The sequence below is a fragment of the Brevibacterium sp. CS2 genome (assembly GCF_005280295.1).
In the GTDB taxonomy this organism is placed as follows: domain Bacteria; phylum Actinomycetota; class Actinomycetes; order Actinomycetales; family Brevibacteriaceae; genus Brevibacterium; species Brevibacterium pityocampae.
In genome coordinates this window covers 1308494-1333508 of record NZ_CP040020.1, presented here as the reverse complement: position 1 = coordinate 1333508, position 25015 = coordinate 1308494, and the positions used below count along the sequence as shown (strand labels likewise).

22 protein-coding genes and 1 tRNA gene are annotated in these 25015 nt (G+C 70.9%); 15 read left to right on the top strand and 8 right to left on the bottom strand.

The genetic code is table 11. The features are described 5' to 3' along the window. Positions 1–124 precede the first annotated feature (124 nt). Positions 125–916, bottom strand: a complete 792-nt coding sequence (locus FDF13_RS05885) for an ammonia permease (protein ID WP_137318855.1) — start codon at positions 914–916, stop codon at positions 125–127. 196 nt (positions 917–1112) lie between these two features. On the opposite strand from FDF13_RS05885, the gene mshD reads away from it, so the two are divergent. The 7 genes from mshD (at position 1113) to pstB (ending at position 10330) form a co-directional block, all read left to right on the top strand. Next, positions 1113–2771 (top strand): mycothiol synthase, encoded by a 1659-nt coding sequence (gene mshD, locus FDF13_RS15575; protein WP_137318854.1) that lies wholly within the window; start codon positions 1113–1115, stop codon positions 2769–2771. Further along, positions 2772–4916, top strand: coding sequence for an RNA degradosome polyphosphate kinase (locus FDF13_RS05875; protein ID WP_137318853.1), 2145 nt, complete (start codon positions 2772–2774; stop codon positions 4914–4916). Then, a complete protein-coding gene (locus tag FDF13_RS05870; protein ID WP_137318852.1) occupies positions 4913–5887 on the top strand; it encodes an NUDIX hydrolase in 975 nt (324 codons plus the stop codon). Before FDF13_RS05875 ends, FDF13_RS05870 begins: the two co-directional genes overlap by 4 nt. A gap of 218 nt (positions 5888–6105) precedes the next feature. Then, positions 6106–7209, top strand: coding sequence for a phosphate ABC transporter substrate-binding protein PstS (locus tag FDF13_RS05865; RefSeq protein WP_137318851.1), 1104 nt, complete (start codon positions 6106–6108; stop codon positions 7207–7209). Positions 7210–7372: 163 nt separating this feature from the next. Further along, complete coding sequence (pstC, locus tag FDF13_RS05860) at positions 7373–8344, top strand: phosphate ABC transporter permease subunit PstC (protein WP_137318850.1); 972 nt, start codon at positions 7373–7375, stop codon at positions 8342–8344. After that, positions 8344–9516: a phosphate ABC transporter permease PstA gene (gene pstA, locus FDF13_RS05855; RefSeq protein WP_137318849.1), complete on the top strand. Its 1173-nt coding sequence runs from the start codon at positions 8344–8346 to the stop codon at positions 9514–9516. The genes pstC and pstA overlap by 1 nt, the downstream gene beginning before the upstream one ends. A 34-nt stretch (positions 9517–9550) precedes the next feature. Further along, positions 9551–10330, top strand: a complete 780-nt coding sequence (pstB, locus tag FDF13_RS05850; protein WP_137318848.1) for a phosphate ABC transporter ATP-binding protein PstB — start codon at positions 9551–9553, stop codon at positions 10328–10330. Positions 10331–10577: 247 nt separating this feature from the next. On the opposite strand, the gene FDF13_RS05845 is transcribed toward pstB, so the two are convergent. From FDF13_RS05845 to FDF13_RS05835, 3 genes are all read right to left on the bottom strand, one after another. Continuing rightward, positions 10578–11588 (bottom strand): inorganic phosphate transporter, encoded by a 1011-nt coding sequence (locus FDF13_RS05845; RefSeq protein ID WP_137318847.1) that lies wholly within the window; start codon positions 11586–11588, stop codon positions 10578–10580. Position 11589: 1 nt separating this feature from the next. Further along, positions 11590–12210 (bottom strand): DUF47 domain-containing protein, encoded by a 621-nt coding sequence (locus tag FDF13_RS05840; RefSeq protein ID WP_137318846.1) that lies wholly within the window; start codon positions 12208–12210, stop codon positions 11590–11592. Between the two features lie 250 nt (positions 12211–12460). Next, positions 12461–13051, bottom strand: coding sequence for a hypothetical protein (locus FDF13_RS05835; RefSeq protein WP_247423433.1), 591 nt, complete (start codon positions 13049–13051; stop codon positions 12461–12463). Positions 13052–13231: 180 nt separating this feature from the next. On the opposite strand from FDF13_RS05835, the gene FDF13_RS05830 reads away from it, so the two are divergent. After that, positions 13232–14269 carry a hypothetical protein gene (locus tag FDF13_RS05830; protein WP_137318845.1) on the top strand — a complete coding sequence of 346 codons (1038 nt, stop codon included), beginning with the start codon at positions 13232–13234 and terminating at the stop codon, positions 14267–14269. Positions 14270–14437: 168 nt separating this feature from the next. Here FDF13_RS05830 and FDF13_RS05825 read toward each other — a convergent pair whose 3' ends face one another. Further along, on the bottom strand, positions 14438–15841 hold the full coding sequence (locus FDF13_RS05825; protein ID WP_175406879.1) for an MFS transporter: 1404 nt from the start codon (positions 15839–15841) through the stop codon (positions 14438–14440). 289 nt (positions 15842–16130) lie between these two features. On the opposite strand from FDF13_RS05825, the gene FDF13_RS05820 reads away from it, so the two are divergent. Next, positions 16131–16203 (top strand) — tRNA-Lys (locus FDF13_RS05820). A 344-nt stretch (positions 16204–16547) separates the two neighbouring features. Continuing rightward, a complete protein-coding gene (dctP, locus tag FDF13_RS05815) occupies positions 16548–17834 on the top strand; it encodes a TRAP transporter substrate-binding protein DctP (RefSeq protein ID WP_137318843.1) in 1287 nt (428 codons plus the stop codon). Between the two features lie 149 nt (positions 17835–17983). On the opposite strand, the gene FDF13_RS05810 is transcribed toward dctP, so the two are convergent. The 3 genes from FDF13_RS05810 to FDF13_RS05800 form a co-directional block, all read right to left on the bottom strand. Next, entirely contained in the window at positions 17984–18781 is a 798-nt protein-coding gene (locus FDF13_RS05810) for an acyl-CoA thioesterase II (protein WP_137318842.1), read from the bottom strand. A 172-nt stretch (positions 18782–18953) separates the two neighbouring features. Then, a complete protein-coding gene (locus FDF13_RS05805) occupies positions 18954–19232 on the bottom strand; it encodes a hypothetical protein (protein ID WP_137318841.1) in 279 nt (92 codons plus the stop codon). Positions 19233–19311: 79 nt separating this feature from the next. Beyond that, positions 19312–19632 (bottom strand): NAD(P)-binding domain-containing protein, encoded by a 321-nt coding sequence (locus FDF13_RS05800; RefSeq protein ID WP_175406878.1) that lies wholly within the window; start codon positions 19630–19632, stop codon positions 19312–19314. 89 nt (positions 19633–19721) lie between these two features. On the opposite strand from FDF13_RS05800, the gene FDF13_RS05795 reads away from it, so the two are divergent. The 5 genes from FDF13_RS05795 (at position 19722) to FDF13_RS05775 (ending at position 24933) form a co-directional block, all read left to right on the top strand. Further along, on the top strand, positions 19722–20750 hold the full coding sequence (locus tag FDF13_RS05795) for an LLM class flavin-dependent oxidoreductase (RefSeq protein ID WP_137318839.1): 1029 nt from the start codon (positions 19722–19724) through the stop codon (positions 20748–20750). A gap of 326 nt (positions 20751–21076) precedes the next feature. Continuing rightward, positions 21077–21718: an ABC transporter permease gene (locus FDF13_RS05790; RefSeq protein WP_137318838.1), complete on the top strand. Its 642-nt coding sequence runs from the start codon at positions 21077–21079 to the stop codon at positions 21716–21718. Between the two features lie 121 nt (positions 21719–21839). Then, entirely contained in the window at positions 21840–23087 is a 1248-nt protein-coding gene (locus FDF13_RS05785) for an ABC transporter ATP-binding protein (protein ID WP_137320384.1), read from the top strand. Then, positions 23084–23920: an ABC transporter permease gene (locus FDF13_RS05780; protein WP_137318837.1), complete on the top strand. Its 837-nt coding sequence runs from the start codon at positions 23084–23086 to the stop codon at positions 23918–23920. The genes FDF13_RS05785 and FDF13_RS05780 overlap by 4 nt, the downstream gene beginning before the upstream one ends. Then, a complete protein-coding gene (locus FDF13_RS05775) occupies positions 23920–24933 on the top strand; it encodes a glycine betaine ABC transporter substrate-binding protein (protein ID WP_137318836.1) in 1014 nt (337 codons plus the stop codon). The genes FDF13_RS05780 and FDF13_RS05775 overlap by 1 nt, the downstream gene beginning before the upstream one ends. Positions 24934–25015: the final 82 nt, after the last annotated feature.

Here is a 25015-nt window from a genome sequence, read left to right as displayed (position 1 = left end):
CTCGGGACGGGGCGCGCCGCCGGTCTGCGGGGGCGGGCGCCGCGAGGTGTCGGTGAGTACCTCGAGCGGGGTGCTGGAGAGCACCTCAGCGGGCAGCGCGCACCTCGAGCGGGTAGCGCGCGCTTCAGCGGAAGAGGAGGATCCGCTCGATGACGTAGACGACGATCCCGCCGAGCGCGATCGGTGCCGCACCGAGTGCCATCTGCACGGTGAGCAGGCGCGCCTTGTCCCGGCGCCGCTCCTTCCGCAGCTCGCGGGTCTGCAGGCGGCTGCGGGCGACGAGGCCGAGGATCCGGTCCGTCGCGGCGACGAGCAGGCCCATGGCGAAGCCGAGGCCCACCGCGCCCCACAGGTTCAGGCTGCCGTCGACCATGATCGTCGCGGTCACGGCGGCGCCGAGCACGGCCAGGAGCAGGGCCAGCGGCGAGGTGTAGCGCGGCGGCCAGGGCACCACGGTCGCCGCCTGGGCGAGGAGGATCGCGACGAGGCCGACGATCACCGCCTCCTTGTCCCCGGGCACCTGGATCGCCCCGACCCAGCTGGCCGCCGACAGCACGATGACGAGCCCGGCGACCTGGGCGGACACGTTGACGACCGCGTGCGAGGCACCGATCCCGCGCACGAGGTTCTGCACGAAGGCCCAGAGCAGGCCGACGCCGGCGACGATCGGCAGCCAGTCGAGGTACGGCGCGGTGGGGGCGAACCACACCGTGGCCATGCCGACGACGCCGAGCACGAGGAGCATGAGCGTGGTCGCGCGCGGCTGCGGGGAGTCGGTGAGGCGGGGCCAGCCGTAGGCGAGTGCCGCCACGACGACGAGACACGCCAGCGCGAAGGGCATGATGCCGAAGTAGATGGAGACGCCGAGGGCCGCCGTCAGGCACAGGGCGACCACGATCCGGATCCAACGCATCATCCCCCCATCCTGCCAAACCGCCGGCGCAGGCGGTATTCGGCGCTCGTCGGCACGCCGACACCGGAGCCCGGATCCGCTCGACCCGGGCCACCGTTCCCGCACCCGTCCCGCCCGCCGGTCCGGCAGGTGAGGAGACCGGGCCGCCCGGTATACTCGCCAGGGCCAGGACAGGTTCGATGCAGGAGGTGCCGACAGCGTGCGCATACTCCATATCGCCCCGGAGGGCCAGGGCATCGCCCCGGAGGGCCACGGACGCGACTGCGCTGCTCTGCCCGCACTCGACTACCTGCCGCACACCGTCCACTCCGCATGCCCGGACCCGGCGTCCCTGCTCGCCGCCCCACCGGCCGACGTCGCGCTCCTCGATGCGACCGGGGACCTCGGCCTCGCTCCCACCATGGCCTCGCGGCTGGCCACGGTGGGCATCGATCTGCCGCTCATCATCGTCCTCACCGAGGGCGGCCTCGCCGCGGCCAATCCGAGCTGGAACGCCGTCGACATCGTCCTCACCACCGCCGGACCGGCGGAGATCGACGCCCGCCTGCGCCTGGCGGAGATGCGCGCGGTGCCCCGCGAGCCCGCCGACTCCCCCGTGGTCGCCGGCTCCCTCGTCATCGACGAGGGCAGCTACACCGCCTCCGTCGCCGGCCGCCCGATCGACCTCACCTACAAGGAGTTCGAGCTCCTCAAGTTCCTCGCCCAGCACCCCGACCGCGTCTTCACCCGCGCCCAGCTGCTCCAGGACGTGTGGGGCTACGACTACTACGGGGGCACGCGCACCGTCGACGTCCACATCCGGCGCCTGCGCGCCAAGCTCGGCTCGGAGCTCGAGTCCGCGATCCACACCGTGCGCAACGTCGGATACCGCTTCAGCCCCCCCGGCGGCCCCCGAGCCGGTCGTGGCCCCTCGCCTCCCCCATCCACTCACCGGAGGACACCGATGTCAGCGCCTGAGATCCGCCCCGCGACCGCCGCACCGGACACCCTGCCCGCACTGCTCGCCGCCGCCACCCGGGCCGACGGCTCCCCACCCCTGTCCGACGGGCTCCTCGAGGCGCTCGCACAGCCCGCCGCCGGCACCCGGATGTGGACGGCGACCGACGGCGCGGAGCTCCTGGGCTTCGGCGTCGCCGCGGCCCCGGGGGAGCGCGGCGCCGCCGAGGCGACCGTGGCCCCGGCCGTGCGCGGCACCGGACTCGGCGGGGACCTCGTGCGCACCATGGACTCAGCCCTCGCCGCCGCGGAGGAACCAGCCTGGTTCTGGTCGCACGGCGACCACCCGGCCGCCGCCCACCTCGCCACCGAGCTCGGCTACACCCGCGGTCGCGAGCTCCTGCAGCTGCGCACCGACCCCGTGGCCGAGCTCGACCTGCCCGCGCCCGCACCCCCGGCCGGGGTGACGATCCGCCCGTTCGCCCCCGGCGACGAGGACGAGTGGCTGCGCGTGAACAACGCCGCCTTCGACTGGCACCCCGAACAGGGCCGGCAGACGCGCGCCGATCTCGACGCGATCGTCACCGCGCCCGGGTTCGTCCCGGCCGACGTCCTCATCGCCGAGCGCGAGGACCGAGTCATCGGCTTCCACCACACCAAGCTCCACCGCGACCACCCCTCCGGCGCCGCCACCGGTGAGGTCTACGTCATCGGCGTCGACCCCGCCGTGCACGCCTCGGGAGTGGGCCGCGCCCTCACCGTCGCCGGCATGCACCACCTCGTCGGCTCCGGGGCCGAGGTCGTCGAGCTCTACGTCGAGAGCGACAACACCCCGGCCCGCCGCCTCTACGAGTCGCTCGGCTTCGTCCACACGATCGTCCACGTGAGCTACGCACCGCCGGCCACCGCACAGGAGTCCTGAATGTACGACGTATCGACCTTCGGGCTCGAGCACGAGCTGCCCGCTCCGCCCGACCGGTTCCTCGATCGCGAGCTCAGCTGGCTGGCGTTCAACGAGCGGGTCCTCGAGCTCGCCGCCGACACCTCGATCCCGCTCCTCGAGCGGGCGAACTTCCTCAGCATCTTCGCGTCCAACCTCGACGAGTTCTTCATGGTCCGCGTCGCCGGCCTCAAGCGCCGGATCGCCACCGGGCTCGCTGTGCCGTCGATCACCGGCGCCCAGCCGCGGGCCGTCATGCGCTCGCTCGGCAAGCACGCGCACGTCCTCATGGAGCGCCACTCCGAGCTGCTCAAGACCGACATCGGCCCCAAGCTCGACGCCGAGGGGATCTTCTCCGTGTCGATCGCCGACCTCACCGCCGACGAGCGGGCGAAGGTCGACGAGTTCTTCGAGTCCCGCGTGTTCCCCGTCCTCACCCCGCTCGCCGTCGACCCCGCGCACCCCTTCCCCTATATCTCCGGACTCTCGCTCAACCTCGGCGTGCTGCTGCGGCACCCGCAGTCCGGGGCGGAGCTGTTCGCCCGGGTCAAGGTCCCGCAGGTGCTGCCCCGGTTCATCAACGTCTCGGAGACCGCGGACTCCCGGCAGGTGAGCCCGGAGTTCCCGGCGCGGTTCATCGCGCTCGAGGAGATCATCGCCGCTCACCTCGACCGGCTGTTCGAGGGCATGGAGATCGTCGACCACTCGCTGTTCCGGGTCACCCGCAACGAGGACGTCGAGGTCGAGGAGGACGACGCGGAGAACCTCCTCAAGGCCCTCGAGAAGGAGCTGCTGCGCCGCCGCTTCGGACCGGCCGTGCGCCTCGAGGTGACCGACGACCTCCACCCGCGGGTGCGCGAGATCCTCACCCGCGAGCTCGGCATCGACGAATCCGAGATCTACGAGCTGCCCACCCCGCTCGATCTCCGCGGACTGTCCGAGATCACCGACATCAGCCGCGACGATCTCCACTTCCCCAAGGCGGTCCCGGCGATGAACCGGGACCTGTCGCGGGCGGAGACCTCCGAGCAGGTCGACATCTTCGAGGCGGTGAGCGAGCGCGACATCCTCCTCCACCACCCCTACGACTCGTTCTCCACGAGCGTCCAGGCGTTCCTCGAGCAGGCGGCCGCGGACCCCAAGGTGCTCGCGATCAAGCAGACCCTCTACCGCACCTCGGGCGACTCCCCGATCATCGACGCGCTCGTCGACGCCGCCCAGGCCGGCAAGCAGGTGCTCGCGGTCGTCGAGATCAAGGCGCGCTTCGACGAGGAGGCGAACATCACCTGGGCGCGCAAGCTCGAGCGCGCCGGCGTGCACGTGGTCTACGGCATCGTCGGCCTCAAGACCCACGCGAAGCTCTGCCTCGTCATCCGCCAGGAATCCACCGGACTCGTGCGCTACTGCCACGTGGGCACCGGGAACTACCACCCCAAGACGGCCCGCGGGTACGAGGACTTCGGACTGCTCACCCGCGACCCGGAGGTCGGCCAGGACCTCACCAAGCTCTTCAACCAGCTCTCCGGCTACGCCCCGCACGCCGACTACTCCCGGCTCCTCGTCGCCCCCAACCGGGTCCGCGCGGGCCTCATCGAGCTCATCGAGTCCGAGACCGAACACGCCCGGGCCGGGCGTGAGGGGCGGATCCGGATCAAGGTCAACTCGATCGTCGACGAGCCGATCATCGATGCCCTGTACCTCGCCTCGCGGGCCGGGGTGCGGATCGAGCTGTTCGTGCGCGGCATCTGCGCCATCCGCCCCGGGATCCCGGGGCTGAGCGAGAACATCACGGTGCGCTCGATCCTCGGCCGCTACCTCGAGCACTCGCGGATCTTCGTGTTCGGCACCGGCGACCGGATGGTCGCCTACATCGGCTCGGCCGACCTCATGCACCGCAACCTCGACCGCCGGATCGAGGCGCTCGTACGGCTGTCCGCCGCCGAGCACATCGCGGAGGTCGACGGCCTGTTCGACCTCGCGTTCGCCCCGACCACCTCCTCGTTCCACCTGGGCGCCGGTGGGATCTGGTCCCGGCATTCGCGCGGCCCGGACGGGGAGCCGCTCACCGACTACCAGTCCGAGCTCATCCGCCGGCACCACCGGCGCCGGGCGGTGGACCGCGCATGAGTCCCAGCGCAGTCACCAACGCCGAGGAGTCCGCCCGCCTCCAGGCCGATGTGCTCGCTGCCGGCGCCGTGTGCTGGCGCGAGGGCGCGAGCGGCCTCGAGGTGCTGCTCGTCCACCGGCCCCGCTACGACGACTGGTCGTGGCCGAAGGGGAAGGTCGACAAGGGCGAGACGCTGCCGGAGTGCGCGGTGCGCGAGGTCGCGGAGGAGACCGGGTACCCGATCCACCTCGGCCTGCCCATGCCCTCGGCCCGCTACACCGTGGGCCGGTCCCTGACCAAGCACGTGAGCTACTGGGCGGCCGAGGTGAAGAGCGAGAAGCGACCGCGGCCCGACAACCCCAAAGAGATCGACCGCGCGGAGTGGTTCCCGGCCGGCGTGGCCCGCGGCAAGCTCACCCGGTTCGCCGACCGCGAGCAGCTCGACCGGCTCGAGCACGCGCACTCGACCGGCGCGCTGCGCGCCTGGGCGCTCATCATCGTGCGCCACGGCAAGGCGTTCCCCCGCTCCAAATGGCACGAGACCGAGCACGTGCGGCCGCTGCTCGCACTCGGCACCCGGCAGGCCATGGCGCTCACCGGCCTGCTCGCCGCGTGGCGCATCAAGCGCGTGGTATCGAGCCCGTGGAAGCGCTGCGTGGCGACGCTCAAGCCCTACGCCGCCTCGGCCGGGAAGAGCATCAGGACGGCCGGGCCGCTGAGCGAGAAGGCCAACGCGGCGAAGCCGAAGAAGACCGCGCAGACCCTGGAGAAGATCCTCGAGAAGGGCCGGCCGACGGTGCTGTGCACCCACCGCCCCGTGCTCCCGACGGTGCTCACCACGCTCGCCGAGCACGCCCCGGCCGGGCTCGCCGAGCGGCTGCCGGGCAAGGACCCGTACATGAACCCCGGAGAGATCCTCGTCGCATACGTCCGGCCCGGGCCGGTTCCCCGGATCGTCGAGTTCGAGCGGTACCGGCCGATCGACGCCTGAGCGGCCGCCTCGGGCACGGCCCCGGATCAGGGAGTGATGAGAGCTGCGAGGCGCGGATCACCGACTGTGATCAACGCCTCAGCACTTGGCGGCCGAGTTGTGCCCCCGTTTACCGTCCGTTCACCTTCCGAGGGCCTCACGGTCACGCATCGCTCCTATCGTATGGATGTACGCGGGGCGCTGCCCCGGTCTGAAGCTCCTCGACGAAAGGCATCTTCGTGAAGATCACGCGACTTGCTCCTGCTGCGGCTCTCCTCGCCGTCGGCGCCCTGACCCTGTCCGCCTGCGGCGGCTCCAACGGCGGCTCCAACGGCGGAGGTGAAGGCGGAGAGGGCGGCGACAGCGGCTCGATCGCCGGCACCCTCATCGGCGGCGGCGCCTCCTCGCAGGAATCGGCCATGACCGCCTGGGTCGAGGGCGTCAAGGGCGAGCACGCCGACCTCACCGTCCAGTACGACCCGGTGGGCTCCGGCTCGGGCCGCGAGGGCTTCCTCAACGGCCAGTACTCCTTCGCCGGCTCGGACGCCGCGATGGACGACGACGAGAAGAGCCAGGCCGAGTCGATCTGCGGCCCCGAGGGCGTCTTCCACGTCCCGGCCTACATCTCCCCCGTCGCCGTGGCCTACAACCTGCCCGAGGTCTCCGAGGCCGTGAAGATGGACGCCGACACCATCGCCAAGGTCTTCACCGGTGAGATCAGCAAGTGGAACGACGAGGCCATCGCCTCGCAGAACGAGGGCGTCGAGCTCCCCGACATGGACATCACCGTCGTCCACCGCGCCGACGAATCGGGCACCACCGAGAACTTCACCGAGTACCTCGCCGCCGCCGCACCCGACTCCTGGACCCACGACGTCGTCGAGGCCTGGCCCTCCGACATCGCCGCCGAGTCCGCCCAGCAGACCTCCGGCGTCGTGTCGCTGACCAACTCGACCGAGGGTGCCATCACCTACGCCGACGCCTCGCAGGTCGGCGAGCTCGGCACCGTGGCCGTGGGCGTGGGCGAGGAGTACGTCGAGTACTCCGCCGATGCCGCCGCGCAGGCCGTCGAGTCGGCCGAGCAGGCCGAGGACGGCTCCGTCGAGCTCGACCGCGACACCGAGGAAGGCGGCGTCTACCCGATCGTCCTCGTGTCGTACCACATCTACTGCAAGCAGTACCAGGACCAGGAGACCGCGGACCTCGCGAAGGCCTTCGCGACCTACGTCGTCTCCGAGGCCGGCCAGTCCGAGGCCGAGGGCGCTGCGGGATCGGCTCCGATCTCCGCCGGCACCCGCGATGCGGCCATGCAGTCCATCGATGCGATCGGCGTCCAGGGCTGATAGTGTCCACCACCTGCGGCGATCACTGACGATGCAGCCACCGGGTCACAGCTCCATCTGACCCGGTGGCTGCATTGCGCAGGTTGCACATCGATCGCCGCCCTGTCGTTCCACCCACCCGTGAGCGGATCAGCGCCGACCGGGGCAAACCGAGGAAGTCATCGTGACTCAAACAGCTTCTGCAGAGCCGAAGAAGGGTTCGGCTCTCAAGAGATCCCGCGGCGGGGCCGCCGGTGACAAGGTGTTCTCCAACACCGCGCTCGCCGCCGGCGTCATCATCCTCCTGGTGCTGGCATTCGTCGCCATCTTCCTGGTCACCGAGTCGCTCCCCGCGCTCTGGCCCCAGGTCTTCTCCAACCAGGACTCGATCGCGAGCGCCGACACCTTCGGCCAGTACGTGCTGCCCCTCATGGGCGGCACGGTCCTCGCCTCGATCATCGCGCTCATCCTCGCCACCCCCGTGGCCGTCGGCATCGCGCTCTACATCTCGCACTACGCGCCGCGGAAGATCGCCACTCCGGTCGGCTACGTCATCGACCTCCTCGCCGCGATCCCCTCGGTCGTGTACGGCGCCTGGGGCATGACCTTCCTCGCCGCCTCGATGGTGCCGATCTACGGGTGGCTGCACAACAACCTCGGCTTCATCCCGTTCTTCGCCGGGGACCCCTCGACCACCGGACGCACCCTGCTCACCTCCGGCGTCGTGCTCGCGGTGATGATCCTGCCGATCATCACCTCGCTGTGCCGCGAGATCTTCATCCAGACGCCCAAGCTCCACGAGGAGGCGGCGCTCGCGCTCGGCGCGACCCGCTGGGAGATGATCAGGATGACCGTCTTCCCGTTCGCCCGCGCCGGCATCATCTCCTCCGTCATGCTCGGGCTCGGCCGCGCTCTCGGCGAGACGATGGCCGTCACCCTCGTGCTGTCGCCCGGCGTGTTCTCGCTCAGCCTCATCACCTCGGGCCGCAACGCGACGATCCCCTCGGAGATCGCGCTCAACTTCCCCGAGGCCTTCGGCATGCGCCAGTCCGAGCTCATCGCGGCCGGCCTCATGCTGTTCATCATCACCCTCGTGGTCAACATGATCGCCCGCTGGATCGTGAGCCGCCACAAGGAATTCTCGGGAGCCAACTGATGAAGACGACCGATACCGCAGCGCCGGACCCGCGCACGCAGGTCAAGAAGAAGAACGCGCTCACCGCCGGCCAGAAACCCGCGTGGACCTGGATCGCCGTGCTCGTCGGGGCGCTCGTCCTCGCCGGGGTCGTCACCGCGGTGCTCAGCGGCGGATTCAACTGGCCCGGCTTCGTCATCCTCACCGGCGTGTTCTACGTCATCGCGATGTACATCGTCACCCTCGTCGTGGAGAACCGCCGCCGGGCGACCGACGGCCTGTGGAAGAACCTCGTGTGGGGCGCGTTCCTCGTCGCGCTGCTCCCCCTGATCTCGGTGATCTGGACCGTCGTGGGCCAGGGCCTGCCGACCCTGCTCGCCAACCCGAACATGCTGTGGGTCGACATGGGCGGCGTCACCGGCGCCTCCGACCAGGCCACGGTGAATGAGGGCGCCCCGCTCATGGGCGGCTTCCTCCACGGCCTCATCGGCTCGGTGGCGATCACCGCGATCGCCACGCTGATCTCGGTGCCGATCGGCCTCATGGCCTCGATCTACCTCGTCGAGTACTCCCGCGGCGGCTGGTTCTCGAAGGCCATCACGTTCTTCGTCGACGTCATGACGGGCATCCCGTCGATCGTCGCCGGCCTGTTCGCCTTCGCCGCCGTGCAGCTGTTCATCACGACGTTCATCGGCGAAGGCCCGGCACAGCTGCAGATGGTGAAGATGGGCCTCACGGCCGCGATCGCACTGTCGGTGCTCATGATCCCCGTGGTCGTGCGGTCGACGGAGGAGATGCTGCGGGTCGTCCCCAACGAGCTCCGCGAGGCCTCCTACGCGCTCGGCGTGCGCAAGTGGCGCACGATCCTCAAGGTCGTGCTCCCCACTGCGATGTCCGGCATCGCCTCGGGCGTCACCCTGGCGATCGCCCGCGTCACCGGTGAGACCGCTCCGATCCTCGTCACCGCGGGCTTCGCGGCCACGGTCAACTGGAACGTGTTCTCCGGCTGGATGACCGCCCTGCCGGTCTACATCTACCGCCAGCTCGTCAACCCGACCGCTCCGGCCGCGGCGGAGCCCTCCGCTCTGCGCGCCTGGGCCGCGGCCCTCGTGCTCATCATCATCGTCATGGTGCTCAACCTCATCGCCCGCATCATCGCCCAGGCCTTCGCGCCCAAGAAGACCGGCCGCTGAGTCGCGGTCCGACTGAATCCCAGGAAGAGATCTCATGTCCAAGCGCATCGACGCCCGTAACCTCAACGTCTACTACAGCAAGTTCCTTGCGGTGGAGGACGTCAACATCAACATCGAGCCGCGCTCGGTGACCGCGTTCATCGGTCCGTCCGGCTGCGGCAAGACCACCTTCCTCCGCACCATCAACCGCATGCACGAGGTCATCCCCGGCGCCTACGCCGAGGGTGAGCTGCTCCTTGACGGCGACAACATCTACGCCCCCGGCGTGGACCCGGTCAACGTCCGCGCGATGGTCGGCATGGTGTTCCAGCGGCCCAACCCGTTCCCGACGATGTCGATCCGCGACAACATCCTCGCCGGCCACCGGCTCAACGGCGCGCGGATGTCGCGCTCGGAGGCCGACGACATCGTCGAGCGCTCCCTGCGCGGTTCGAACCTGTGGAACGAGGTCAAGGACCGCCTGGACCGCCCCGGCTCCGGTCTGTCCGGCGGTCAGCAGCAGCGTCTGTGCATCGCCCGCACGATCGCCGTCTCGCCCGATGTCATCCTCATGGACGAGCCGTGCTCCGCTCTCGACCCGATCTCCACGCTCGCGATCGAGGACCTCATCAACGATCTCAAGGAGGAGTACACGGTCGTCATCGTCACGCACAACATGCAGCAGGCCGCGCGCGTGGCGGACAAGACCGCGTTCTTCAACATCGCCGGCACCGGCAAGCCCGGCAAGCTCATCGAGTACGACGACACGAGCACGATCTTCTCCAACCCGGCGAACGAGGAGACCCAGAACTACATCTCCGGTCGCTTCGGCTGATCTGAGGCCGGTGGCCCGGAACTGAACTCCGCCCGGGATCCGACGCGCCACGACTGCCGCGCAGCGCTGTCCGACGACAGTCCTGCGCGGCAGTCCGCATTCATCCCGACGCACGCCTCGGCACCCGGCGCGCACCTCGGCCCCCCGCGCACACCTCGGGAAGTGTGGTGGTTCCGAGGGAGAATGCCACCATCAACACCACCACTCTCGGACGGAACCACCACACTCCTGCCGGGAGCCCCCGTGCTCAGGCGCGCAGGGCGAGGAGTGGGAGGGCGAGGAGAGCGGCGAGCAGCCCGGCGGCCGGCAGGCTCAGCAGCCAGGAGCCGACGACCGGCATGAGGTAGCGCATCCGCACCGAGGCCCGGCGGCCGCCCAACTGGGTGCCGAGGTTCGCGGCGACGACGATGAAGCTCATCGACACCGGCACCCGGAGCATCAGGGCGGTGATGTACATGAAGGTCGTCGAGGTGAAGTCCGAGACCGCCGCCTTCACCGGGTCGAGGTCGACCATCCGCACGCTCAGCGTCCGGGCGATCCGCCAGCCGCTCACCAAGGTGCCGAGCGCCAGCGCGACGGCGATGGTGATCCGGACCGGCCAGTCGATCGAGAACGCCTCGAGGCCCACCGGTGCGGAGGTCGTGTAGGCGAGCACGGCGACCATCATGATCGCCGCGGACTTCTGCGCGTCCTGGATGCCGTGGGCCAGGGACAGCCCCCCGGCGAGCACGCTCGATATGATTCGGCTGCGGCGGAACAGCGGCTTCGTGGCGAGCGACCCGCCGAACGCGGCCATCGCCCGCATGGCGAGCATCGCGAGCACGAACGCGACGAGCGGGGTGAGGACGAGGGGCGCGAGCACCGAGGTGAACAGCTCGTGCCCGGAGGAGCTCGCCCCGAACACCAGCCCGGCACCGATCAGCCCGCCGAACAGACAGTGCGTCGAGGACACCGGGAGGGCGGCGAGGTAGGTCGCGATGTTCCACAGCAGCCCGCCGAGCACGCCGGCGAACACGATGAGGAGGATGTCGCGGTGGTCGCTCGGGAGCTCGATGATGTTCTCCGCCACGACCTGCGCGATGCCCTGCCCGAGCAGCGCCCCGATGAAGTTGAAGACCGCGGCGAGGGCGAGCGCGAGCCGGGGGGTGAGCGCACGGTGGACGACGGCGTTGCCGACGGTGATCGCGGCGTCGTGGAACCCGTTCATGAACGCGAACGCGACGACGAGGACGATCACCGCCGCGAACAGCAGCTCCACCTCAGGACTCCTTGACCGCGATGGTCCCGATCACGCGGGCGATCTCCTTAAAGGAGCGGGAGGCCTGGACGAAGGCGGCGGAGAGCTGGATCGCGGCCATCGCGTAGGTGAGCCCGCGGCGGGAGGCCGGGACTGCGTCGGACACCCGCTGCTGGAGGCCGACCGCCCGGTGGTAGAGCGTGTCGATGCTCTCGACGTACTCCCACTGGTCGGTCTTGCCGCGCAGCCGCTGCGTCATCCGCAGGGTCTGGTCGGCCTGGGTGGAGAGCAGCGCGAGCATCTCGAGCGCACCGACCGGCAGGTCGTCGAACGCCGAGGACGTCATCGCGAAGCCGACAGCGTCGAGTGCGTGGCACGTCACACGCAGGCTGTCGGAGAGGAGGTACAGATCATCCCGGTCGAGCGGGGTGACGTAGTTCTCCCGCAGGCGGCGCAGCACGGCCCCGGCCGAGGCGTCGGCGGCATCGCAGATCTCCTGCATCCGCCCGGCGGCCGCACGGCGTTCGTCGACGGGGATGCCGGAGAGCTCGGCGAGGACGAGGCTGCCGTCCTGGAGGTGCTCCGCGAGTTCGATGAACAGCTCGTAGAACTGCGATTCCCGGGGGACTCGGCGCAATCGCACGCGGTTCTCCTCGTTCGGCGGCGCTGGGGAGGGGTGGGTGCCGGACCGAGAGCGCCTCTCGGCGGTAGGCCGCTCGAAGCGGCTGATGTTGGAGCCCGGGGCTTCAGCGGTCCGGCACCCGGTGCGACCCTTGCGGGCCACGTCAGCAGGATACAGTCCGGGCCGAGGAAACCCAATGCGCGCAGGTGCGGTCCGACCGACGGAGCGTGGTCGACCAGTGCGACGGTGCTGCCGACCGCGCCGGGCCCGCTCAGCCGAGGCGCCCGATCCGGTGGGCGCGGGCCGCGCCGGCGAGGTCGCGGGCGAGGTTCTCGAACTGCTCGGCCCCCGTCCCCGTGTCCCCGGTGAGCACCCGGCCGCGCGCGGCGACCTCGACGAACGCCGAGGCGCGGGCGAGGGCGATCGCGAAGTCGCCGGTGAAGGCCCCGGCGAGGATCTCATCGGCGGCGCGGGCGACCGCATCGGGTCCCGGCGGTGCCTCCACCCCGGCGATCACCTCGGCGACGGTGTGACCCTCCCGCCCGGCGGCGAACCAGGCGGCGGCCTGCTGCGGGGAGCGGCGGATCCAGTCGCGCAGGGCGTAGAGGCGCCACAGCGCACCGGGCAGGGACACGGCGGGGGCGGTCGACCAGATCTCGGCGACGGCCTCGAGCCCGACCTCGTCGGCGAGCTGCACGAACCGGGCGGTCGCAGCGGCATCGCGCTCCCCGTCCCGGGTGCCGACGAGGAGCGCGGCGGTGGCGTGCGCCGCCTCGGCCCGGGCGGCCGGGTCGGGCTGGGGCGCGAGGTGCTCGAGGTCGGGCATCATGCGCGGCTTGTGGTGACGCGGTGGGTTGGACATCGCCGTCCAGTGTAGTGCGGGGGCACCGCACGGCTATTCCCCGCCGGCGCTGGGAGTTGGATCGGAGCGGGGGCGCGGGCACGGTCGTAGACTGGGCACCGGCGTCAGACTTCACAATGCCGCTTGTGGGTATCCCCCGTGCAGGTCACGGGGCCCGCAGCGCGCGAGAGAGGAACTCCCATGGTGAAGAACGCAGTGGTCAATGCCGGGCTCGGACGGGCCGCCGGGATGATGGTCAACGAGGACGGCACGCTCCACCCCAAGGCCGAGGGCGGGGTGCGCAGGCTGCTGAGCGTGCAGCGCCCGATCGTGCTCGCCTACCTCCGCAGCCTGCGGCGTCGGCACCCGGAGGCGACTCCGGCCGACATCGCCGAGATCGTCCGCAGCCACTACGTCAACCTCACCACCGGCGGCGGGGCCGCGGTCGGTGCGACCGCCGTGGTGCCGGGCATCCGCACCGGTGCGGCGATGGGTGTGGCGGCAGTCGAGACCGCCGGGTTCCTCGAGGGCTCCGCGCTCTACGCGCAGGCCGTCGCCGAGCTCCACGGGCTCCCGGTGCGGGATCCGGAGCGCGCGAACGTGCTCGTCATGGGCCTCATGCTCGGGGAGTCCGGGCGGGAGCTGGTGAAGAAGTTCGCCGGTCAGGCCAGCGGCACCGGACCCGCGGTGACCGCGAACTGGGGCCAGATGGTCACCAAGCAGCTGCCGGCGTCGATGATGAATTCGCTCACCCGCCGGATGCGCAAGATGCTGTTGAAGAAGTACGCGGCGAAGGCGAGCGGCTCGTTCGTCGGGCGGATCCTGCCGTTCGGGGTCGGCGCGGTGGTCGGGGCCGTGGTCAACCGGACGATGGCGAACACCGTCGTCGACCATGCGCGGACCGCGTTCGGGCCGTTCCCGGTGAACTTCGAGCGCGAGCTCGACCCGCAGGTGAGCACGCCGCGCCGCGATGCGAACATCGTCGGCGGGCTCAAGAACGTGCTCCGGCTGAAGAAGAAGCGCGCCGGGGAGGTCATCGACGGCGAGGTCGTCGACGAGCAGGAGGCCGAGCGCGGACGGAAGGGCCGCAAGGGCCGCGGCTTCGGTCGGAAGGGCGACGCCGGTCGGAAGGGCAGTGACGGCCGGGGCGGGCCGGACATCGTCGCCCACACCGGCTCCGCGGACCCGGATACCGCGGACGAGGCGCCCCGCACCTACCACCCCGACGCCCGCCTCTGAGCCGGCTGGATCCCGTGCTCCGCTGAGGGTGCCGGGGCCCGCGCCCGGCTGAGCACCGCCGTCCATCGACCTGTCGCTCCTGCCCGTTTCTCCCACCGAGGATCGAGCATGAACGGCAGGTCGACGGCGTTCTGGCCCGGGGCCTGCAGGGTTACCGGCAGAGCCGGGTCAGTGGGAGCGGTGCGCGGCCCACACGAGCATGAGGCATGCGAGCGCGGTGACGAGGCCGAGCGCGAAGACGACGAGGAAGCCGGACAGAGCGGGCACTTCGGCCCCGGCGTGGCTCTGGCTCGTCGCGGCGAGCACCATGCCGGTGACCGCGGCCCCGCTGCTCGTGCCGACGCTGCGCATGAGGGCGTTGACGCCGTTCGCCGAGCCGGTGACCGAACGCGGCACCTCGGCCATGACGAGCGTGGGGATGGCCGCGTAGGCTAGGGCGAGACCCGCGCAGAGCACGGTGCTCGACAGCACGAGGTGCCCCACGGCGTCGTGCCACACGAGGGTGTAGCCGTAGGCCAGTGCGATGGTGAGCGCCCCGATGCCGGTCGCCATGTGCCCGCCGAGGCCGCGGATGAGCCGGGCGGAGACCGGGGCGAGCGCCATCATCGCGAGCGCGCCGGGGACGAGTGCGAGGCTCCCCCCGAGCATCGTGAGGCCGAGCCCGGCGTCGGTGTCGGCCGGCAGCTCGAGCATCTGCATGAAGGCGACCTCCATGACGAAGAAGGAGAAGCCGAGCGCGATCGAGCCGAGGTTGACGAGCAGGAGCCGGCGGCGGGCGAGCAGACGCAGGTCGACGATCGGCTCCGCCACGCGCAGCTCGAACACACCCCAGGCCAGGAGCACCGCGACCCCGCCGAACCCGAGGCCCAGGGTGGGTGCCGAGGCCCAGCCCCAGACCGGGCCCTGGGACACGGCGATGAGGATGCCGGACAGGCCGGCGGCCAGCCCGATCGCGCCGAGCACGTCGACGCGCTGGTGGGTGCCCGGCGAGGCCGGGACAGCGGCGAGGATGCCGAGGAAGGTGATGACCCCGAGCAGCGCGGAGGCCCAGAACAGGAGCTTCCAGTCGCCGAGCTGGACCACCCAGGCGCTGAGCGGCAGACCGAGCGCCCCGCCGAACCCCAGGCTCGCGCTGACGATCGCGATGCCGGTGGTGCTGCGGCGGGGGTCGGGGTGGTCGCCGAGGATCGAGATCGCCACGGCGATGATGCCCATGCTCGCACCCTGCAGCGCCCGGCCCACGAGGAGCCCGACCAGGCCGGTGGACAGTGCTGCGACGAGCGAGCCGAGGATGAGCAGCCCGATGAGGGCGAGCGCGACGGTGCGCTTGCCGAACAGGTCGCCGAGGCGCCCGGAGATCGGCGTCGTCACCGCGGCGGCGACGAGGGAGATGGTGAGGACCCAGGCGGTCGAGGCGCGCGAGGCGTCGAGGAGGCCGGGGAGGTGGTTCTGGATGGGGACGACGAGCGTCTGCATGAACGAGCCGCCCGTGCTCGCGACGGCGAGCGCGGCGATGAGGCGCCAGGTGCCGCGCGGGTCGGCGGGCGCGGGGTCCGTGCGGTCGTGGGCCATGTTCCACCGCCTCCGCTCGTTCGTGTTCCGCTCGTGGTCCGGTCGTGGTCCGCTGCTCGCCTGCTCGCGGTCTGCGCGTGGTCTGCAGACCGGCGCTCGGTCCGTGATCTGCGGGCGCGGGCGGATGGGACGCACCGTCGATGTGTGCCCGTGCAACATTACCGATTCGGCCGGTGCGGCGTGGGCAGGCGTCCACGAATGGAATTGGGCGGGGGCTCGCGCGCGGATTAGACTTGACCCGCGCACGCTCGTGCGCTGAACGGCCGGCTCCGCGCTGGAACCGCCGTTCGGGCCTCTAGCTCAGTTGGTAGAGCAGCGGACTTTTAATCCGCGGGTCGTGGGTTCGATCCCCACGGGGCCCACCGTGCGCTCCGGGGTCTGTTGTCGCCTCCCCGGATTCCGAGGTGCTCCACCAGCGGGAGCACAGGCATCTGCGACGATTCGTCGCGCCTGTCCGAGCGCGCCCAGGCCGGGAGCTGACCGGTATCCGAAGACCGTCGCCGCCGCACGCGCCGACTGCCGGACACACCCGAGCCGCCGACCGGGGCCTCGCAAATCTGACGTCAACCTCAAGAATCACCGCCGGCGGTGGTATAAATGAGGGAGCTCACACAGTTGTGGGCCCGGCATCGACCACCGCACCACGCACCCGGCACCATCGACGGGCAGCGCGCCACGCGAGAGTCCCTCGACGAGGAGGAACCCCATGACCACTGTTCGACACGGACGATTCCTGTCCCTGGCCGCACTCGCGGCCTCCGCGACCTTCGCCCTGAGCGCCTGCGCGGGCAGCGCCGGCGGTGGAGGCGGAGGCGGTGAGGGCGGCGGCAGCGGATTCGACTACGGCGCCTCGCAGGAGGACGTCGACGCCGCGCTCTCCGAGCTCGAACCGGTGAACATCGTCTACCAGGCCGGCGCCCAGGGCCCGAACTCCGTGTCCGCCCAGTCCGCCCACGACTTCAAGGAGTACGTCGAGGAGCGCTCCGGCGGGAAGATCACCGTCGAGGTCATCTGGGCACAGGCGATCGCCGGCTACTCCGAGATCGACGATGCCCTGTCCGACGGCCGCATCGATGTCTCCTACGCCCTGCCGATCTACGATCCGTCGACCTACCCGGCGTTCGATGCCCTGGCCACCACCTCGGCCGGGCTGCCGAACTCCCCCGTCGTCGGCGAGCTCGTGGGCAACGCCGCGATCATCGACATGGCGTGGAACTCCGAGGAGATCCTCCAGGGATACGAGGAGCAGGGCATCGTTCCGCTGACCCCTGTGGTGAGCACGGGCAACCACCACGCGATCTGCTCGGATTCCGGCACCACGCTCGACGACTGGAAGGGCCGCCAGGTCCGCATCCCCAGCGTCTCCCTCGAGAAGGTGGCGAGCAACCTCGGCGCCACCCCGGTGTCGATGGAGTACGTCGAGGTGTTCGAGGCGATCCAGCGCGGCACCGTCGACTGCACGCTCGCCCAGCTGCTCCCCTCGGAGGAGGCCGGTCTCCTCGAGATCGCCCCGAACGTCTCCTACGCCTCGCCGGAGGCGAGCCTGTCGAGCCGCGGCGCCGGGGCGATGCTCGCGGGGACGAACTTCCAGAACCTCCCGCTCGCCTACCAGCAGATCATCTTCGACGCCGGTGAGGGCGGCTTCATCGCGAGTTCCGAGGTCATCGCCAACGGCAACGCCGCGAGCGTCAAGCAGCTCCGCGAGGCCGGCGGCGAGATGACCCCGCTCGATCCCGAGGCGGAGAAGAAGTACAAGGAGACGAACGACGAGCTCATCGCACAGGTCGAGGAGGACGGGCTCATCGGCTCCGACGCCTCGCAGCGGATGAAGGACGCCGCGGACAAGTGGAGCGGTGTGGCCGAGGAGATCGGCTACGAGGAGGGCGGCGACTTCGACTCGCTCGACGAGTGGTACAACGCCGATGACTTCGACTACGCGCCGTTCGCAGCACAGCTCTTCGAAGAGGTCTACCTCCCCCACCGCCCGAGCTGATCGCCTGCGGCCGCACGCACCCGTCCGGGTGCATGCGGCCGCCGGCCGGCAGCGGGCCTCAGCTCGATCCCGGGTACGCCACCCGTCCGTCATCGCGGACGACGGCACCCGGGGTCGACTGCGTCTGCGTCATACGCAGCGCACGGATGTCACTTGTAGTAGACGAGCTGGTGCGTGGTGGCGAGCAGGTCACCGGACTCGCCCCAGATCTGGGCGGCCTGGTCGAACAGCCCGTGGCCGAACCGGGAGCCCTGCGCCACGCCGAGCAGGTACTCGCCCTGCGCGGCGAGCTCCTCGGCGCCGGCGTGGAAGTACGCGGTGAAGCTCACCGTGCCGGCCGGGGCGCGCTCGCCGGTGCGCAGGAAGATCCGCGGGAAGAACACATCGCAGGCCGAGGCGAGCGCCGGGAAGTCCCAGCCGCGCGGCTCGGCATGGCGGAACCACTGCTGCGTGAGGGAATCGGGGCGGGCCTGGCCGGGCCCCTCGGGGATCTCGCCGTCGATCACCCGCATCTCGTAGCGGTTGAGCCACGGCAGCGGCAGCGCGCCCGGCCGCGGGTCCACCTCGGCCGGCGGCGGCACCTGCGGGAACGCCGCCTCGGTGTCGGACCAGGTCTCGCGCACCTGTGCGAAAAGCGCGGTGCCGGTGACGGTGACCTCGCCGTTCTGCGTCGCCGTGATCGTCCAGTGCTGGTTCGAGCGGTTGGTGCGCACGGGGACGGCGGTGAGCGTGTACTCGCCGTCGGCGATCGGCGCCAGGTAGTTCACGGTGAGGGCGGCCGGGCGGCCCAGCACCTCGGGGTGCTCGAGCACCGCACGCAGCGCGACGGCCGCGGTGACCCCGCCGTAGGGGCCGACCATGTTCGCCCAGTCCGGGTGGGTGCGCGCGGTCACCGAACCGCTGCCGTCGGGGGTGAGGGCGATCGCCTCGTCGAACGAATGGGTCATGGGTCCTCCTGGATCCGGCCGCGCGGCGGCTGCGAGTGGGCGGCGCCTCGGCGGTGAGGCGCATCACACCCCCGAGCCTAGTGAGCCGACCGGGCGGGCGCGAAACCGGGGTCCCACCAGGCGGTCGGATGCGGCCCGGCGGAGATCCACACCGGGCCCGTCGCGCGCCCCGTCAGCCGGACGCCGGAGCCGAGGCGGCCGCGAGTGCGGATTCGAACTCCGCCCGCTCGAGCCGGCGGCCGAACACGGGCCCGTCGACGTCGAGGAGGTGGGCGCGGTCCGGGCCCAGGACCACCGGGTCGAAACCGAGGCGGTCGACCAGCGCGGCGACTGCTTCGAGCGCGGCGGGATCGTCCCCGGCAACGCCGAGCGCCCGCCGGCCGGGAGCCCCGGCGGGGCGCGCATCGGCGGCGAGGTCGGTGTAGGCGGCGTGGTTGAGCGTGCGGACCACGGCGAGGTGCGGGAGGTCCCGGGCGAGCCCGCAGGTGCCGCTCAGCTGCGGCTCCGCCCCGGCCGGCGCAGCGATGCCGTCAGTGGCCTCCCAGGCGTTCGTCGCGTCGATGACGATGCCGCGGAGGGCCGCGAGGTCGAGGCTCGGCGAGGGCGGGGCGGGGAACGGCGAGGGCGGGGCGGGGAACGGCGAGGATCGTGATGTCGGCGCGGGCGGCGAGCTCGGCGAAGTCGACGAGCTGCGCCTCCGGCAGCAGGCTGGAGACGATGAGGTCGAGCATCGGCTGGCCGGGCCGTCCGGCGAGCGCGAGTTCGCAGCCGGCGTCGATGACGAGCCGGCCGAGGGCCGTGCCGAGCTTGCCGACACCGACGATGCCGATGGTCGTCGCAGTGGTCTTCACGACCGATGCAACGTGCCCTGCGCACGGGCTATTCCGCGAGCCCGCAGCCGGCCCGGAATAATTGATCCTTCAACCAGGTTTCGACTGGCATGATTCATGAATTCGGCATCGACACCTTCGGCGACGTCACTGCGGGCCCCGAGGGCGCACTCCTCACCCACGCGCAGACGGTGCGCAACGTCGTCGAGGAGGGCGTGCGCGCCGACGAGGTCGGGCTCGACTTCATCGGCATCGGCGAGCACCACCGCGACGACTTCGCCGTCTCCGCCCCGGAGATGGTGCTCGCCGCGATCGCCGCGCGCACCGAGAACATCCACCTCGGCTCCGCAGTCACCGTGCTGAGCTCCGACGACCCGGTGCGCGTCTACGAGCGGTTCGCCACCCTCGACGCACTGAGCTCCGGCCGCGCGGAGGTCATCCTCGGCCGCGGCTCCTTCACCGAGTCGTTCCCGCTGTTCGGCTACCGGCTCGAGGACTACGAGGACCTGTTCGAGGAGAAGCTCGCCCTGTTCGCGAAGCTCCGGCAGGAGCAGCCGGTGACCTGGCAGGGCACCCACACCCAGGACCTCGATGCGGCCACCCTCTACCCGCCCGTCGAGAGCGGGGAGCTCAAGACCTGGATCGCCGTCGGCGGCAGCCCGCAGTCCGTCATCCGCGCCGCCCACCACGACCTGCCGCTCATGCTCGCGATCATCGGCGGTCCGGTGGACCGGTTCGCCCCGTTCGCGGACCTCTACCGGCGCGCTCTCGCGGAGTTCGGCGCCACCGAGTCCAACCCGACCGGCTACCACTCCTACGGTCATGTGGCCGACACCGACGAGCAGGCGATGGAAGAGCTCTACGAGCCCTACACCGCGCAGGTCGCCCGGATCGGCGCCGAGCGCGGCTGGGGCCGGCCGTCACGCGCATCGTTCGAGCACGAGGCGCAGCACGGCTCAATGGCCGTCGGCTCCCCGGAGACCGTGGCGAAGAAGATCGCCGCCGGCATGCAGGCCCTCGGTGCCACCCGGTTCGACCTCAAGGTCAGCACCGGCCCGCTCGCGCACGAGAAGATCATGCACAGCATCGAGCTCTACGGCGAGAAGGTCGTCCCGCTCGTCCGCGACATGCTCAGCTGACCTGGAGCGCGCGCTCACGACTGTGGGGATTTCGGCAGAGGGTGGTGGCATCAACGGCCCCATTCTCCGCCGGAAGCCCCACAGTTCCGTCCATGCCGGGGGCGCGCCCCCGGCTCCCACCTCGGCGGCGGGGTGCGCCGGGGCGGGCAGTCACGACTTGGTCACGAAGGCTCGACACCACCCGCATGACCTGGGCATGCGCCCCTCATCTCGCTACCTTGGATGACACCGCGACCGCTCTGCGGAGGCGCGGACGGGTCTGCCCGCGCAGGCCGTACGGAACACACACCATGCTGACGTGAGATGAATCGATAGGGGCGGACGCCATGTGGGACTACCTTGTGGACCGACTGCCCCAGATCCTGTTCGCCGGCTGGCAGCACTTCAGCCTCGTCGTCCAGTGCCTCATCCTCGCCACCGCGCTCTCGATCGTCCTCGCCGCGCTCGTCTACCGCTCCGGCGCCTGGACCTCGGTCGCGAACTCCGTGACCGCGATCGGCCTGACCATCCCGTCCTTCGCGCTCATCGGCCTCCTCATCGCCCCGGTGGGCTACGGCGTGACCCCGGCGGTCATCGTCGTCACCTTCTTCGCCACCCTGCCGATCCTCCGCAACGCCGTGGTCGGCCTGTCCTCCGTGCCGGCCGCCACCGTGGAATCGGCACGCGGCATCGGGATGAGCCGGATGCGCACCCTGCTCACCGTCGAGCTCCCCATGGCCTGGCCGGTGATCCTCGCCGGGATCCGCGTCTCCGCCCAGATGGTCATGGGCATCGCAGCCGTCGCCGCCTATGCGCTCGGCCCCGGCCTGGGCGGGCTGATCTTCTCCGGCCTGTCCCGCCTGGGCGGCGCGAACTCGCTCGAGTCCGTGGTCGTCGGCGTCATCGGCATCATCATCCTCGCGCTCCTGCTCGACCTCATCCTCGTCGGCATCGGCCGGCTGACCACCCCGAAAGGTATCCGTGCCTGAGAATCCCACCGGTCCCGCCGCGCCCCAGGACCGCACCCCGCAGACCACCGGCTCGAGCGCAGGAGCCGCCACCGCACCGACCGGCGCCCAGCCGACCGACACCCAGCCGACCGGTGCTGACATGAGCAGCACCGGCGCTCCTGCCGACGCCGGCTCGCAGGGCGCCTCGATCCTCCTGCGCGAGATCACCAAGGCCTACCCCGGACAGAAGAAGCCGGCCGTCGGTGGACTCACCATGGAGATCCCCGCCGGCAGCACCGTCATGCTCGTCGGACCGTCCGGCTGCGGCAAGACGACGACGCTCAAGATGATCAATCGCCTCATCGAACCCACCGACGGCAGCATCATCATGGGCGACGAGGACATCACCACGATGGACGCGGACAAGCTGCGCCGCCGGATCGGCTACGTCATCCAGGCCGGCGGACTGTTCCCGCACATGACGGTCGCGGCGAACATCGGGATCGTGCCGAAGATGCTCGGCTGGGACAAGCAGCGCATCGCCGACCGCGTCGACGAGCTCCTCGACCTCGTGTCGCTCGACCCCGGCACCTACCGCGGTCGCTACCCCAAGGAGCTCTCCGGCGGCCAGCAGCAGCGCATCGGCGTGGCCCGCGCGCTCGCCGCGGACCCGCCCGTGCTCCTCATGGACGAGCCGTTCGGCGCGGTCGACCCGATCACCCGTCAGCGCCTCCAGGACGAGCTCATCAGCATCCAGGCCGAGCTCAAGAAGACGATCGTGTGCGTCACCCACGACTTCGACGAAGCGGTCAAGCTCGGCGACTGGATCGCGATCTTCGCCGAGGGCGGCCAACTCGTCCAGTACGACTCCCCGGAGCAGATCCTCAAGCACCCGGCGAACGACTTCGTCGAGAACTTCATCGGCTCCGGCGCCGGCCTCAAGCAGCTCACGCTCAGCCGGGTCGCCGACGCCGAAGTGCGCGAGGCCCTGACCTCGCCCGTCGACGCCGGACCCGCCGCCGCGCTCGAGGCGCTCCGCACCGCACAGGCCGCCGGCACCGCCCCGGCCGGCACCGAGGACTCCATCGTCGTCCTCGACTCCCGGCAGCGGCCGGTGCACTGGTTCTCCGCCCGCCAGCTCGAGCGCCTCTCCGCCTTCCCCGACCGCCCCGACGAGGATCTCCCCGTCGTCGGCGAGCGCGCCTCCCTCAACGACGCACTCGACACCATGCTCGTGTCCTCGACGAGCAACGCGATCGTCACCGGGGGCCGTGACCGGTTCCTCGGCGTCATCGGCGTCGAGACCGTGATGGACGCGATCACCTCCGCGCGTTCGGCGGGCGCGGAACAGGCCCCGCCCTCCCCGCTCGGGGAGAACACCGGCCCGGTCGAGGTGACATCGCCATGAGCGAGAGCACCGACACCCGCGCCCCGCAGTCCGGCACCGAACAGTCCCGCAGCGACCGCCGCACCACCGACCCGGCGGTGCCGACCGCCGGGACCCGGGATGCCGCACGCGCCCAGGAGCGGCGCACGCTCGTGCTCCAGATCCTCGTCATCGGGGCCGTGTTCGCCGCGGTCGCGATCTGGCTGGCGACCGCGGACCTCTCGGAGACCGAGCTCGGCACGCTCAACGCCGCCACCCTGTGGGGCTACACCGTCGAGCACCTCGCGCTCACCGCGGTCTCCGCGGTCATCGTGCTCGCGATCGCGATCCCCGCCGGCGTCCTCCTCACCCGCCGGCCGCTGCGGTTCCTCACCGCCCCGGTGATGACCGTGGCGAACATCGGTCAGGCCGCACCTGCGATCGGCCTCATCGTGCTCCTCGCGTTCTGGCTCGGGTTCGGGTTCTGGGCGGCGGTCGTCTCGCTCGTCCTCTACGCCGTCCTCCCCGTGCTGCGCAACACCATGGTCGGCCTCACCCAGGTCGACGACAGTCTCATCGAGGCCGGCCGCGGGATGGGGATGAGCTCCGCCGCAGTGCTGTTCCGCGTCGAGCTGCCGCTCGCCGTGCCGCTCATGCTCGCCGGCATCCGCACCGCCCTCGTCCTGCTCGTCGGCACCGCCACCCTCGCCACCTTCATCAACGGCGGCGGGCTCGGCGTGCTCATCACCACCGGCGTCAACCTCAACCTCACGACGGTGCTCGTCACCGGTTCGCTCCTCGTCGCGCTCCTCGCCCTCGTCGTCGACTGGCTGGGCCGCGTCGTCGAGTACTTCGCCCGCCCGAAAGGACTGTGATGGAGAAGCGCACACGGAATCCCCGCACCCGGTTCGGCATCGCCGCACTCCTGTCCGCCGCGACCTTGGCCGTCACCGGGTGCGGGCTCGAGCCGGCCGCCTCGTTCGTCCCGGCCGTCGGGCCCGGGGAGATCACCGAGGTGCCGGGCGCGGCGGATGCCGACCCCATCACCGTGACCTCGAAGCAGTTCACCGAGCAGCTCATCCTCGGCAAGATCGCCGTCCTCGCCGCCGAGGCGGCCGGCTACGAGGTCGTCGACCTCACCAACGTACCCGGCTCCCAGCCGTCGCGGGAGCTCATCGTGTCCGGTGGAGCCGACGTCGGCTACGAGTACACCGGCACCGCATGGCTGACCTACCTGGGGCAGGAGGAGAGCATCCCCGACACCCAGGAGATGTGGGAGGCCGTGGCCGCGGAGGATGCGGAGAACGGGGTGGTGTGGGGCGAGCCGATGCCGCTCAACAACACCTACGCCTTCGCCGTGCGGCCCGAGGCGGCCGCGGAGTTCGGCGACATGACCACCCTGTCGGAGATCGGCGAGGTGCCCGTGGAGGAGCGCACCTTCTGCGTGGACGCCGAGTTCAACTCCCGTGTCGACGGGATGAACCCGATGCTCGATCTCTACGAGCTGCCGCGCGGCGACGCCGAGGGCGTGCCCGACGACCAGATCGGCATCTACGACATCGGTGCGATCTACTCCGCGACCGCGGCCGGCGACTGCAACTTCGGCGAGGTCTTCACCACCGACGGGCGGATCGACGCGCTCGACCTCGTGGTCCTCGAGGACGACCGCCAGTTCTTCCCCGCCTACAACGCCGCCCCGACCTTCCACGCGGAGTCGCTGTCGAACCACGAGGAGTACAAGGATGTCCTCGACTCGTTCGGCGGGCGGCTGACGAACGAGGTCATGCGCCAGCTCAACCTGCGCGTCGACGTCGAGGGCGAGGAGCCCGCCGACGTCGCCTTCGACTGGATGGTCTCCGAGGGGCTCGTCACCGACCCCAACGCCTGACCGGTGGCAGTCCGGCCGGCCCGCACCTCAGCCCCGGGCCCGCACCTCGGCGGCGGTCCGGTCGGACTGTGGTGGTTCCGTG